12 protein-coding genes are annotated in these 13643 nt (G+C 70.9%); all 12 read left to right on the top strand.

The genetic code is table 11. The annotated features are described in order from the left end of the window. The first annotated feature begins 165 nt into the window (after window positions 1-165). The 12 genes from ACIA6T_RS25290 (at window position 166) to ACIA6T_RS25235 (ending at window position 13584) form a co-directional block, all read left to right on the top strand. Window positions 166-918, top strand: a complete 753-nt coding sequence (locus ACIA6T_RS25290; protein ID WP_399448744.1) for an MBL fold metallo-hydrolase — start codon at window positions 166-168, stop codon at window positions 916-918. A gap of 145 nt (window positions 919-1063) precedes the next feature. After that, the gene (locus tag ACIA6T_RS25285) at window positions 1064-1750 is read left to right on the top strand and encodes a GntR family transcriptional regulator (protein ID WP_399448743.1); all 687 of its coding nucleotides are present in this window, start codon (window positions 1064-1066) and stop codon (window positions 1748-1750) included. Beyond that, window positions 1747-2655, top strand: a complete 909-nt coding sequence (locus ACIA6T_RS25280; protein WP_399448742.1) for a dihydrodipicolinate synthase family protein — start codon at window positions 1747-1749, stop codon at window positions 2653-2655. Before ACIA6T_RS25285 ends, ACIA6T_RS25280 begins: the two co-directional genes overlap by 4 nt. Further along, complete coding sequence (gene araD, locus ACIA6T_RS25275; RefSeq protein WP_399448741.1) at window positions 2652-4373, top strand: L-arabinonate dehydratase; 1722 nt, start codon at window positions 2652-2654, stop codon at window positions 4371-4373. The genes ACIA6T_RS25280 and araD overlap by 4 nt, the downstream gene beginning before the upstream one ends. A 96-nt stretch (window positions 4374-4469) precedes the next feature. Beyond that, window positions 4470-5402, top strand: coding sequence for a carbohydrate ABC transporter permease (locus tag ACIA6T_RS25270; protein WP_399448740.1), 933 nt, complete (start codon window positions 4470-4472; stop codon window positions 5400-5402). Continuing rightward, entirely contained in the window at window positions 5399-6295 is an 897-nt protein-coding gene (locus ACIA6T_RS25265; protein ID WP_399448739.1) for a carbohydrate ABC transporter permease, read from the top strand. The genes ACIA6T_RS25270 and ACIA6T_RS25265 overlap by 4 nt, the downstream gene beginning before the upstream one ends. After that, window positions 6292-7473, top strand: coding sequence for a Gfo/Idh/MocA family protein (locus tag ACIA6T_RS25260; RefSeq protein ID WP_399448738.1), 1182 nt, complete (start codon window positions 6292-6294; stop codon window positions 7471-7473). The genes ACIA6T_RS25265 and ACIA6T_RS25260 overlap by 4 nt, the downstream gene beginning before the upstream one ends. Further along, window positions 7470-8315 carry a PmoA family protein gene (locus ACIA6T_RS25255; RefSeq protein WP_399448736.1) on the top strand — a complete coding sequence of 282 codons (846 nt, stop codon included), beginning with the start codon at window positions 7470-7472 and terminating at the stop codon, window positions 8313-8315. The genes ACIA6T_RS25260 and ACIA6T_RS25255 overlap by 4 nt, the downstream gene beginning before the upstream one ends. After that, window positions 8312-9841 (top strand): family 43 glycosylhydrolase, encoded by a 1530-nt coding sequence (locus ACIA6T_RS25250; RefSeq protein WP_399448735.1) that lies wholly within the window; start codon window positions 8312-8314, stop codon window positions 9839-9841. Before ACIA6T_RS25255 ends, ACIA6T_RS25250 begins: the two co-directional genes overlap by 4 nt. Before the next feature lie 73 nt (window positions 9842-9914). Then, entirely contained in the window at window positions 9915-11273 is a 1359-nt protein-coding gene (locus ACIA6T_RS25245) for an ABC transporter substrate-binding protein (protein WP_399448734.1), read from the top strand. Window positions 11274-11417: 144 nt separating this feature from the next. Further along, complete coding sequence (locus ACIA6T_RS25240; RefSeq protein ID WP_399448733.1) at window positions 11418-12215, top strand: rhamnogalacturonan acetylesterase; 798 nt, start codon at window positions 11418-11420, stop codon at window positions 12213-12215. 34 nt (window positions 12216-12249) lie between these two features. Continuing rightward, on the top strand, window positions 12250-13584 hold the full coding sequence (locus tag ACIA6T_RS25235; protein WP_399448732.1) for a polysaccharide lyase family 1 protein: 1335 nt from the start codon (window positions 12250-12252) through the stop codon (window positions 13582-13584). Window positions 13585-13643: the final 59 nt, after the last annotated feature.

The raw sequence follows: 13643 nt of genomic DNA, 5'->3' as shown, positions 1-13643 counted from the left end.
ATGACCACGGGAGCCGCATGACCACGGGAGCCGCATGACCACGGGAGCCGCATGACCACGGGAGCCGCATGACCACGGGAGCCGCATGACCACGGGAGCCGCATGACCACGGGGCCCGCACAAAAGCGCGGGCGAGGGCCGGGGAGCGCCTCGTAGCCTCCCCGCATGACTCTCACCCTCACCGTCCTCGGCACCGCCTCCCCGCACCCCGGCCCGGACCGCCCCAGCTCCGGGTACCTCCTGCGCGGCGGGAGCGCCGAGGTGTGGGTCGACGCCGGGTTCGGGACGTTCGCCGAGTTGCGGCGGCACACGGATCCGGCGCGCATCGACGCCCTATGGATCTCCCATCTGCACGCAGACCACAGCGCCGATCTGCTCGCCGCCGTGTACGGCCTCGCGTACGGCGGGCTCACCCCGCCCGCGCCGATCCCGGTCCACGCGCCGGCCGACTGCGCGCGGCGGCTCGCCGGGTTCTTCGGGCGCCCCGACGCCGGTTTCCTCAGCGGCGTATTCGACTTCCGGCCGCTGGAGGACGGGCAGGTCGTCCATTACGGCGGCCTGTCCCTCACCTCCACCGCCGTCGTCCACGACGTCGAGGCCTACGGGTTGCGCGCCGAGTGCGCGGGGCGCGTCCTCGCCTACTCCGGGGACAGCGGACCGTGCGCCGCCCTCACCGGACTCGCCCGCGACGCCGACCTGTTCCTCTGCGAGGCGGACATCGACGAGCATCGCGAAAGCGAACAGGTCCATCTGACACCCGAGGACGCCGGGGACACCGCCCGGAGGGCGGGCGTGCGCGAACTCCTCGTCACGCACGTCGGCCCCACGCTCACCCCCGAGGCCGCGACCGTCCGGGCCGCCTCCGCCTTCGGCGGACCCACCGCCACCGCCCGGGAGGGCCGCACCTACACCGTGTGAGGCAACAGAAACTTCCTCTGTCAGAAGCATTGACGAAACTCTGGGCCACTCCTACGGTCATCGCGTCGTACTTCGTACGTCATATATGAGACGCGATACGCGAGATCCGATACGCGAGATCCGACGCGAAATCCGAGAGGCGCGCATGACCTCTGTGCCCACGCCGATCCCCTCCCGCACGCAGTACGTGCGGGAGGAGATCAAACGCCGCATACTCACCGGCCGGTTCACACCGGGCCAGGCCCTGGTCGAGACCGACCTCGCCGCACAGTTCGGGGTGTCCAAGACCCCGGTGCGCGAGGCGCTCAAGACCCTGGCCGGCACCGGTCTGGTCGTGATGAGCCAGTACAAGGGCGTCACGGTGCGCATGGTCGACGCGGACATGGCACGCGAGGTCTACGACGTGCGACTGCTCCTGGAGCCCGAGGCACTCAAGCGCGCCGTGCGCCGCGGCGCCTCCCTGGACGCCGCACGCGACGCGCTGACCCGCGCCGACCAGGCCGGCGACACCGCCGAACGGTCGCTCGCCAACCGCGAGTTCCACCGCGCCCTCTACGTGCCCTGCGGCAACCCGCTGCTCGGCCGGATGCTCGACGAGGTCCGCGACCAGGCCGCCCTCGTCTCGGCCGTCGCCTGGGCCGCCGACCCCTCCTGGGAACGGGAGGCGAGCGAGCACCGCGAGATCCTGCGGCTCGCGCTCGACGGCGACGCGGACGGCGCGGCGCGCGCCCTGCACTCGCACATCGCGTCGTTCGTGCGACGGGCCTTCCCCGAAGTCGAAGAGGACTTCGAGGCGGCCCCGGAAGCCCAGAAAGAGGACGGTCAGGCATGACAACGACGTTCGAGACCCAGCGGGCGGCCCTGGCCGACGTGGTGGCGATCCCGGTGACCCCGTTCGCCGAGGACGGCTCCGTCGACCCAGACACCTACCGGGCCCTGCTGCGTCGTCTCCTCGACGGTGGCATCACGACCCTCACCCCCAACGGCAACACCGGCGAGTTCTACGCCCTGACCCCCGACGAGCGCCGGCTGGTCACCGAGCTGACCGTCGAGGAGGCCGGCGGCCGTTCGGTGATCCTGGTCGGCGTGGGCCACGACATCCCCACCGCCGTCGACTCCGCGCGGCACGCCCGTGAACTCGGCGCGCAGATGGTGATGGTGCACCAGCCCGTCCACCCCTACGTCTCGCAGAGCGGCTGGGTCGACTACCACCGCGCGATCGCCGAGGCGGTGCCCGAACTGGGCGTCGTCCCCTACATCCGCAACGCCCAGCTCACCGGCGCCCGGCTCGCCGAACTCGCCGACGCCTGCCCCAACGTGATCGGCGTGAAGTACGCCGTGCCGGACGCGTCGAAGTTCGCCGCGTTCGCCCGGGACGCGGGACTGGAGCGGTTCGTGTGGGTGGCGGGGCTCGCCGAGCCGTACGCGCCCTCCTACTTCTCGGCCGGCGCCACCGGCTTCACCTCGGGCCTGGTCAACGTCGCCCCGTCCGTCTCGCTGAACATGATCGAGGCGCTGCGCTCCGGCGACTACCCGACCGCCATGAAGGTGTGGGAGCAGATCCGCCGCTTCGAGGAGCTGCGCGCCGCCAACGGCTCCGCCAACAACGTCACCGTCGTCAAGGAGGCCCTCGCCTCCCTCGGCCTGTGCCGCCGCGAGGTCCGCCCGCCGAGCAGGCCGCTGCCCGAGAGCGAGCGCGCCGAGGTCGCCGTCATCGCCGCGGGGTGGTCCATATGAAGTCCCCCGAGCAGCTCCGCAGCCACCAGTGGTACGGCACCGACGGCCTGCGCTCCTTCAGCCACCGCGCCCGCACCCGCCAGCTCGGCTACCTGCCCGAGGAGCACCTGGGCAAGCCGGTCATCGCGATCCTCAACACCTGGTCCGACATCAACCCCTGCCACGTCCACCTGCGCGACCGCGCGCAGGCCGTCAAGCGGGGGGTGTGGCAGGCGGGCGGCTTCCCCCTCGAGTTCCCGGTCTCCACCCTCAGCGAGACCTTCCAGAAGCCGACCCCCATGCTCTACCGCAACCTCCTCGCCATGGAGACCGAGGAGCTGCTGCGGTCGTACCCGGTCGACGGGGCCGTGCTGATGGGCGGCTGCGACAAGTCCACCCCCGCCCTGCTGATGGGCGCCGCCAGCGCCGACCTGCCGGCCGTGTTCGTGCCCGCCGGGCCGATGCTGCCGGGGCACTGGCGCAACGAGGTCCTCGGTTCCGGCACCGACATGTGGAAGTACTGGGACGACAAGCGCGCCGGTGTCATCGGTGACTGCGAGATGCAGGAGCTGGAGAGCGGCCTGGCCCGCTCGCCCGGCCACTGCATGACCATGGGTACGGCGTCCACGCTGACCGCCGCCGCCGAGGCCCTCGGCGTCACGGTCCCGGGCGCGTCCAGCATCCCGGCCGTCGACTCCGGGCACGACCGGATGGCCGCCAAGGCGGGCCTGGCGATCGTCGACCTGGTCCACAAGGACCGCAGGCTGAGAGACATCCTCACCGCGGACGCCTTCGAGGACGCGGTCACGACCGTCCTCGGACTCGGCGGCTCCACCAACGCCGTCATCCACCTGATCGCCATGGCCGGACGCGCGGGCGTCAAGCTCACCCTCGACGACTTCGACCGCATCGCCCGCACCGTCCCGGTGCTGGCCAACGTGCGGCCCGGCGGACAGACGTACCTGATGGAGGACTTCCACTTCGCGGGCGGACTGCCCGGGTTCCTCTCCCGGATCCCGGACCTGCTCCACCTGGACCGTCCCACCGTCTGCCACGACACCCTGCGCGAGCAGATCGCCGGCGCGCAGGTGCACAACGACGACGTCATCCGCACCCGGGACAACCCGGTCGCGGACGAGGGCGGGGTCGCCGTACTGCGCGGCAACCTCTGCCCGGACGGCGCCGTCATCAAGCACATCGCCGCCGAACCGCACCTGCTGAAGCACACCGGTACCGCCGTCGTCTTCGACGACTACAAGCAGATGCAGCGGACCATCAACGACCCGGCGCTGAACATCACCGCCGACAGCGTGCTGGTCCTGCGCAACGCCGGCCCCAAGGGCGGCCCGGGCATGCCCGAGTACGGGATGCTGCCCCTGCCCGACCACCTGCTCAAGCAGGGCGTGCGGGACATGGTGCGGATCTCCGACGCCCGGATGAGCGGGACGAGTTACGGCGCGTGCGTCCTGCACGTCGCCCCCGAGTCGTACGTCGGCGGACCGCTCGCCCTGGTGCGCACCGGGGACTCGATCACCCTCGACGTCGAGAACCGCGTCCTTCGGCTCAACGTCGACGACGAGGAGCTGGAGCGCCGCCGGGAGCGGTGGACGCCGCCGCCCGTGCGTGACGAGCGCGGCTACGGCGCGCTCTACAACGAGCAGATCACGCAGGCCGACACCGGCTGCGACTTCGAGTTCCTCGCCCGACCGGGCACGGTCCAGGACCCGTACGCCGGCTGACCGGCCGTAGGCCCTGGCCTCCGCACACATACGAAGAAAGCGCTTCACCCGCACACGCACCACACAGCAAGACGTACCGAGAAACGGAGAACAGTCATGGCCCATGCCGCAGCCGTGGCGAAACCGCCCAGGCCACCCCGGCGGCGCCGTGCCTCCGCCACGCCCCGCAGGCTCCCGTACCTGCTGATCGGGCCGGCCGCTCTGCTCATGCTGGGTTTCATCGCCTACCCGGTCATCAGCGTCTTCTACTACAGCCTGCAGAACTACAACCCCACCAAGCCCTGGCGCAACGGTTACGCGGGCTTCGACAACTTCACCCACATCTTCACCGAGGACCCGCTGTTCTGGGACACCCTCGTCTTCAGCGCCAAGTGGGTCTTCGTCGAGGTCGGACTGCAGCTGCTGTTCGGCCTGGCCCTCGCCCTCATCGTCAACCAGACCTTCGTCGGCCGCGCCATGGGCCGCGCCATGGTCTTCTCGCCGTGGGCCGTCTCCGGCGTACTCACCTCCGCGATCTGGGTGCTGCTCTACAACTCCCAGACCGGCATCACCCGTTACCTCGCGGACATGGGCATCGGCGACTACGGCGTCAGCTGGCTGTCGGACACCTCCACCGTCTTCCCGGCGGTGGTCGTCGCCGACCTGTGGCGCGGTGTCCCCTTCTTCGCGATCCTCATCCTCGCCGACCTCCAGTCCGTCTCGAAGGACCTCTACGAGGCCGCCGAGGTCGACGGGGCCAGCCGCATCAAGCAGTTCTGGCACATCACGCTGCCGCACCTGAAGGACGCCATCATCCTGTCCACGCTGCTGCGCGCGGTGTGGGAGTTCAACAACGTCGACCTGCTCTACACGCTGACCGGCGGCGGACCCGCGGGCGAGACCACGACACTGCCGCTGTACATCGCCAACACCTCGGTGGACGCCCACAACTTCGGCTACGCGTCGGCCCTGACCACGGTCGCGTTCCTCATCCTGCTCTTCTGCTCGATGGTCTACCTGCGGCTGAGCAAGTTCGGAGGCGAGAAGTGATCACCAAAGAGGCCCCCCTGGCCGCCCCCGCCCCCGCGCGCACCACCCCCGAGCCGCCCCGGCCGAACAAGAAGCGCCGGGCCTGGGACGAGGCACCCCGCTGGCAGATCTACCTGCCGCTGGGCATCTACCTCGTCTTCACCCTCATCCCCTTCTACTGGATCCTGCTGTTCGCGCTCCGCCCGGCCGGCTCGACCTCGCTCGTCCCCTGGCCGATGACGACCGTCCACTTCGAGAAGGTCTGGACGGACCGCAGCTTCGGCACCTTCTTCTACAACAGCGTGCTGGTCGGCGTCGCCACCCTGATCATGACGACCCTGGTCGCCCTGGCCGGCGGCTACGCCCTCGCCCGGTTCGACTTCAAGATCAAGCGGGCCTTCATGCTGGCCCTGCTCTGCTCCCAGTTCGTGCCCGGCGCGCTGCTGCTCGTCCCGCTGTTCGAGATCTTCGCCGAACTGCAGATGATCAACTCCCTCGGCAGCGTCATCATCGCCGAGACGGTCTTCCAGCTGCCGCTGTCGATCATCCTGATCAGCAACTTCATCAAGAACGTGCCGTACTCCCTGGAGGAGGCCGCCTGGGTCGACGGCTGCAACCGGTTCAAGGCCTTCCGGGTGGTCGTCCTGCCGCTGCTGCGGCCCGGTCTGATCGCCGTCGGCTCCTTCGCCTTCGTCCACTCCTGGAACCACTTCCTGTTCGCCCTGATGTTCCTCAACAACCAGGAGAAGCAGACCATCCCGGTCGGCCTCAACACCCTGATGAGCGCGGACAGCGTCGACCTCGGCGCGCTCGCCGCGGGCGGCATCATCGCGGCCGTCCCCGTCGTGGTCGTCTTCGCCTTCATCCAGAAGTGGCTGATCACCGGGTTCAGCGCGGGGGCGGTGAAGGGATGACCGCACCTCGGACCGCGCCCGGCACCCCGCTGCCCGTCGTCCTAGCCGGCGCCCGCGGCCACGGCCGCTGGCACGTGGCGAACATCCGCCGCCTCGAAGCGGAGGGCATCGTACGGCTCGCCGGGATCTGCGAGCTCACCCCGCTCACCGAGGACGAGTTCGGCGGTGAACTCCCCGAGCAGTCAGCCGACTTCGGTGCGCTGCTGGACTCCACCGGCGCCCGGATCGCGGTGATCTGCACCCCGATCCCGACCCACACCGACCTCGCCCTCGTGGCGGCCGAGCGGGGCGTGCACATCCTGCTGGAGAAGCCGCCGGCGCCGTCGTACGCCGAGTACCGCCGGATGGCCGACGGGGTCGCCGCGGCCGGGGTGGCCTGCCAGATCGGCTTCCAGTCGCTGGGCTCGCACGCCGTGCCCGCGATCCGCGAGCTGGTCGAGGGGGGCGCCGTCGGCCGGGTGGTGGGGATCGGCGGAGCCGGTGCCTGGGTGCGGCCCGAGGAGTACTTCCGGCGGGCGCCCTGGGCGGGCCGGCGCCGGCTGAACGGCGTCGACGTCGTCGACGGCGCGCTCACCAACCCGCTCGCCCACGCCGTCGCCACCGCCCTGGCGCTCGCCGACAGCACCCGCGCCGAGGACGTCGCCGGCATCGAGACCGAGCTGCTGCGCGCCAACGACATCGAGTCCGACGACACCTCCTGCGTACGGATCACCACCGCACGGGGCGGCTCGGTCACCGTCGCCGCGACCCTGTGCGCCGAGCGGGCCGACGAGCCGTACGTCCTGGTGCACGGCACCAGCGGCCGGATCACCTTCTGGTACAAGCAGGACCGCGTCCTGCTCCAGCGCGCCGGCCACGGCCCCGAGGAGATGCGGTTCGGCCGCACCGACCTGCTGGAGAACCTCGTCGCCCACCTCACCGACGGCACCCCCCTGCTGGTCGCCCCGGACCGGACGGGCGCCTTCATGCAGGTCGTCGAGGCGATCCGCGAGGCCCCCGACCCGGCCCCGCTGCCCGACGGAGCCTGGCACCGCGTCCCCGGCGAGAACCGCCGGGTCGTGCCCGGCGTCGACGGTCTCGTCGCGGCCGCCGCCGACACCCTGTCCCTCTACTCCGAGCTGGGCGCCCCCTGGGCCCTGCCCGCCCACCACCTGCCGAAAGAGGTGAGCACCCGATGACCGGCAACGACTCCGTGGTGCTGCGCGTCGCGGGCCGGCCCGTCGGCCGGTACGTCACCCGGCCCGAACTGCCGGCCCGGCTCTCCCCGCGGCCGTACCTGCACCCCGTCACCACCCTGGCCGGCACGGCGGTCACCGAACTGAGCCCCGCCGACCACGCACACCACCTCGGCGTCGGTGTCGCCGTTCCCGACGTCGAGGGGTTCAACTTCTGGGGCGGACGCACCTACGTCCGCGACCGGGGGCCGACCGAGCTGGACAACCACGGCTCCCAGCGGCACACCGCCTACCAGCTGCGCGACCCCGACGGGTTCGTCGAGGAACTGCGCTGGATGGCCGCGCCGGGCGAACTGCTGCGCGAGCGCCGCACGGTCGCCGTCACCGAACTCACCGACACCGCCTGGGCGCTGGACTTCACCTTCTCCCTCACCAACGTCACGAGCGCGCCGCTCTCCATCGGCAGCCCCGCCACCAACGGCCGCCCCGGAGCCGCGTACGGCGGCTTCTTCTGGCGGGCCCGCAAGGAGGAGACGGCACCGGACGTCTTCACCGCCCGCACCGAGGGCGAGGGCGAGGCGCACGGCCGGCCGGCCGACTGGATCGCGCTCGCCGGATCCACCTGGACGCTCGTCTTCGCGGGGGCCACCGAACAGACCCGGCAGGACCCCTGGTTCGTCCGCACCGCCGAGTACCCGGGCGTCGGCTCCTCCCTCGCCCACACCGACCGGCTGCCCCTGCCGCCCGGCGAGACCGTGGTCCGCCGGATCGTCACCGTCGTCGCCGACGGCCGGCTCGACCGGAGCGCCGCCGCGGCCCTGGTCCGCAAGGCGGTGAGCCCATGACCGCCGGACAGACCGACACCGCCTACCGCAACCCGGTCCTGAACGCCGACTGGTCCGACCCGGACGTGATCCGTGTCGGCGACGACTTCTACCTGACCGCCTCCAGCTTCGGCCGCGCCCCCGGACTGCCGCTGCTGCACTCCCGCGACCTGGTCAACTGGACCCTCGTCGGCCACGCCCTCGAACGCCTGGAACCCGAAGCCGAGTTCACGACGCCCCGGCACGACTGCGGGGTCTGGGCCCCCTCCCTGCGCCACCACGACGACCGGTTCTGGATCTTCTGGGGCGACCCCGACCAGGGCATCTTCCAGGTCAACGCCCCCGAGATCCGAGGCCCCTGGACCCGGCCGCTGCTGGTGAAGGCCGGCAAGGGCCTGATCGACCCGTGCCCCCTGTGGGACGACGAGACCGGCGAGGCCTACCTCGTGCACGCCTGGGCCAAGTCCCGTTCCGGCGTCAAGAACCGCCTCACCGGCCACCGGATGCACCCCCACGGCACCGAACTCCTCGACGAGGGCAAGGTGATCGTCGACGGCGACCGCATCCCCGGCTGGTTCACCCTGGAAGGACCCAAGCTCTACCGGCACGACGGCTGGTTCTGGATCCTCGCCCCCGCCGGGGGAGTGGAGACCGGCTGGCAGGGCGCCTTCCGCTCCCGCGAGTTCTTCGGCCCGTACGAGGAGAAGGTCGTCCTCGAACAGAAGGACACCGACGTCAACGGCCCCCACCAGGGCGGCTGGGTACGCACCCCGTCCGGCGAGGACTGGTTCCTGCACTTCCAGCAGCGCGGCCCGTACGGCCGTGTCGTGCACCTCCAGCCGATGAGCTGGGGGGCGGAAGGCTGGCCGGTGCTCGGGGACGACGGCGCCCCCGTCGCCGGACACCGCCGCCCGGACCTGCCGCCGCAGCCCCCCGCCGCGCCGGCCACCGACGACGACTTCCCCGGCGGACGCTTCGGCCGCCAGTGGACGTGGACCGCCAACCCGAAGGAGGGCTGGGCCACCCAGCACTCCGCCGACGGGCTGCGACTGACCTGCGTCCGCTCCGCCGACGCGCACGACCTGCGCGGACTGCCCCACGTCCTGACCCAGCGGCTGCCCGGCGACCCGTGCACCGTCGAGGTGGAACTGCGGCTCGACAGCGAGGAACCCGGGGCACGCGCCGGGCTCACGGTCCTCGGGGACGCCTACCGCTGGATCGGGCTCCAGCGCGGCGCGGACGGCACGGTGCACCTGGTGCACCGGTTCGCCGAGACGGTCGCCGACCGGGAACGCGACGCCGACCACCCGAGGCCCGCTCCCGGCGGCCGGGCCCTGCTGCGCGTCGACATCGGCGCCGGGGCGCGCTGCCGCTTCTCCCACGACACCGGGGACGGCTTCCGCCCCTCCGGCCAGGTCTTCGCCGCCACCCCCTGGCGTTGGGTCGGTGCCCTGCTCGGTCTGGTCGCCGTGGCGCCCACCGGCCAGGGACACGCCGGTACCGCCACATTCACGCGGTTCCGGATCAGCACCCCGGCGTACGGCTGAACACCGCCGTACGTCCCCGACCGACCCCCCACAACTTCATAGTCCGTTGGATCCAGAAGAAGAGAGCCGACCAATGAAGATCAGCATTCTCAGAAACAGCGCAGGCAGGCGCCGCGCGTCGACCGCCGTCGCCCTGGGGGCCGTGCTCGCCCTGACCGCCACCGCCTGCGGAGACGACGGCGGCAGCGCGGGTGGCGACGGTGCCGAGGGCAGCGGCAAGGGCAAGATCGTCTTCTGGGACAACAACGGTGGTGTCCGCACCGAGATCTGGAAGCAGATCATCGCCGACTTCGAGAAGGCGAACCCGGACATCGACGTCCAGTACGTCGGCATCGCCTCCACCGAGTACCAGTCCAAGGTCGACACCGCCATCCAGGGCGGCGGCCTGCCGGACGTCGGCGGCATCAGCGCCTCGATGCTCGCGGGCTTCGCGGCCCAGGGCGCGCTCGACACGCTGGACTTCCGGCTGGCCAAGTCGCCGCTGAACGGCAAGCTCAACAAGGACATGATCGAGTCGCTGCGGGCCGCCGGCGGCGGGGACGACAAGCTGTACTCGATCCCGACCTCGGCGAACAACGGTGTCCTCTACTACCGCACCGACCTGTTCGAGAAGGCGGGCCTGAAGGAGCCGACCACCTGGGACGCGTTCTACGAGGCCGCCGAGAAGCTGACGAACAAGGGCAAGAACGAGTTCGGCTACACCATCCGCGGTGGCGCCGGCTCCATCGCCCAGGCCCTGGACGCGATGTACGGGCAGTCCGGCATCACCTCGTTCTGGGACTCCTCCGGCAAGAAGACCACGGTCAACGACCCGAAGAACGTCGAGGCCCTGGAGAAGTACGCGGGCCTGTTCAAGAAGGTCACCCCCGCGGCCGACCTGAACAACGACTTCACCAAGATGGTCGCGCAGTGGGACTCCGGCACGATCGGCATGCTGAACCACAACCTCGGTTCGTACCAGGACCACGTCAAGGCGCTCACCACCGACAAGTTCCGGGGCATCCCGCAGCCGACCGGGCCCGGCGGCAAGCGGGTCCAGGTCTCCAACCCGGTCGACGGCGTCGGCCTGTTCAAGGGATCCAAGAACAAGGAGGCCGCCTGGAAGTTCATCGAGTTCGCCACGTCGGCGCAGTCGAGCTCGAAGTTCAACGAGGCGGCCGGGCAGGTGCCGGCGCACACGGACGCGGCGAAGGACGAGTGGATCAACAAGGCGGAGCCCACGAAGCTGGCGGCTGCCGCGCTGAGCGACGGTTCCACCAGCATCGTGCAGCTGCCGTACTACCTGCCGGACTGGAACACGATCTCCAAGGCTGACAACGAGCCGAACTTCCAGAAGGTCCTGCTCGGGGACATGAGCGCGAAGGAGTTCCTGGACACGATGGCCGAGCAGCTGAACGAGGCCCAGGCCGAGTGGCAGGAGCAGATGGGCTAATCGGCGGTTCCGCCGGGGCGGCCCGTGGTTTTCGGGCTGCGGGCCGTCCCCGGCCGATCGCGCCCACGCGGCGGAGCCGCGAACCGGTACAGCCCCGCGCCCCCGAAGGGGCGTTCCACCGCCCCCTGTTGAAAGGCACAGCCTGTGTCGCTCAGCCGTAGGCAGGTTACTTCCGCTGCCGTCGCTTCCCTTCCTCTTGCGTTCGCCGCAACCGGTACCGCTCATGCCGGCGGACGCCGTCACCGCACCCTCTACATCGCCGGTGACTCCACCGCCGCCCAGAAGTACGCCGATGCCGCGCCCGAGACCGGGTGGGGAATGGCGTTGCCGTTTCTGCTGCACCGGCATCTCACCGTCGCCAACCACGCCGTGAACGGGCGGAGTTCCAAGAGCTTCGTCGACGAGGGGCGGCTCGAGGCGATCCTCTCCTCGATCCGGCCCGGTGACTTCCTTCTCGTCCAGTTCGCGCACAACGACGAGAAGTCCGCCGATCCCACCCGTTACACCGAGCCCTGGTCGACGTACCAGGAGTACCTGCGGATGTACGTGGAGGGGGCGCGGGCCCGTGGGGCACGCCCCGTGCTGGCCACCGCCGTGGAGCGGCGGCGGTTCGACGCGGACGGGCGTGCCGTGCCGAGCCACGGGGAGTACCCGGCGGCGATGCGGGCGCTGGCCGCCGAGGAGCGGGTCGCGCTGCTCGACGTCCAGGCGCTGTCGCTGGCGTTGTGGCAGGAGCTCGGGGCCGAGGAGACCAAGAAGTACTTCAACTGGACGGCGACCGAACAGGACAACACGCACTTCGATCCGCCGGGCGCCATCGCCGTGGCGCGGCTGGTCGCCCGGGAGCTGCTGCGCACCCGGGTGCTCGCGCCGCGCGACGTACGGCGGTTGGACACGGAGATCCCCCAGTCGTGGATCACCTGGCCGGAGGCCGTCGCGTAACACCCCCTGGACCATGGAAAAGGAGAGCCGCACCATGAGCACATCCGGATGGCATGGGCATGCCACAGTGAGAGCCGCCTCGCTGGCCGGCTGCACCGCCCTCGTGCTGGTCCTGACCGGTACCGGCGCCCAGGCCCACTCCCCGTCGCACCACCACCGCGACGCCGCCCGGCAGACGCTGGGCGCGGGCGACGGCTGGGCCTCCCACGGCACCGGCACCACCGGAGGCGCCGACGCCGACCGCGAGCACGTCCACACCGTGCGCACCTGGGCCGAGTTCAAGGCGGCCCTGGCGGACGGCGGGGACGCCCCGAAGATCATCAAGGTGAAGGGGACCATCGACGCGGTCTCCGAGGGCTGCGAGGCGTTCGCCGCGCCCGGCTACGACTTCGACGCCTACCTGGAGGCGTACGCGCCGGGGACCTGGGGCCTGGAGCAGGACCTGAGCGCCGAGCCGGACGACAGCCAGGAGGGCCTGCGCAGGGCCTCCGCCGCCGCCCAGGACACGGCCATCAAGGCGGCCGTCCCCTCCAACACCACGATCATCGGCGTCGGCCGGAACGCCGGCATCAAGGGCGCCAGCCTGCAGATCAAGGGCGTGGACAACGTCATCGTCCGCAACCTCGCCCTCGAGAGCCCGATCGACTGCTTCCCGCAGTGGGACCCGACCGACGGCAGCCAGGGCAACTGGAACTCCGAGTACGACACCGCCGTCGTCCACGGCTCCACCCACGTCTGGCTGGACCACAACACCTTCACCGACGGCGAGCACCCCGACAGCGAGGCCCCGACCCACTTCGGCATGCTGTACCAGCAGCACGACGGGGAGCTGGACATCGTCAAGGGCGCCAACTACGTCACCGCCTCCTGGAACGTCTTCACCGAGCACGACAAGACGATCCTCATCGGCAACAGCGACAGCGAGTCCACCGCCGTCGGCGACCGGGGCAAGCTGAAGGCGACCTTCCACCACAACCTGTTCTCCGGCCTGGTCGAGCGTGCGCCGCGCGTCCGCTTCGGACAGGTCGACGTGTACAACAACCACTTCGTGGCGGAGGACGGCTACTCCTACAGCTTCGGCGTCGGCAAGGAGTCCCAGCTCGTCGCCGAGCACAACGCCTTCACCCTGGCGAAGGGCATCAGCCCGGCGAAGATCCTCAAGAAGTGGAGCGAGGCGCCGCTCACCGCCGCCCACAACGTGGTCAACGGCAAGCGCGTGGACCTGATCGCCGTGCACAACGCGGAGATCCCGGCCGAGACCCTCCAGTCCGGCGCCGGCTGGACGCCCACCCTGCGCACCGCCGTCCACCCGGCCCGGGCCGTCCCGTTCCTGGTCGAGCACGGCGCGGGCGCCGGCCGTATCCGCTGACCCCTCCCGACAGCCGGGCCGGGGCGGTCCGCCCCCACCACGGACCGTCCCGGCCCGGC

It is taken from the genome of Streptomyces sp. NPDC051740, assembly GCF_044453165.1.
In the GTDB taxonomy this organism is placed as follows: Bacteria; Actinomycetota; Actinomycetes; order Streptomycetales; family Streptomycetaceae; genus Streptomyces; species Streptomyces atrovirens.
This window is presented reverse-complemented; position numbering and strand designations above follow the sequence as displayed.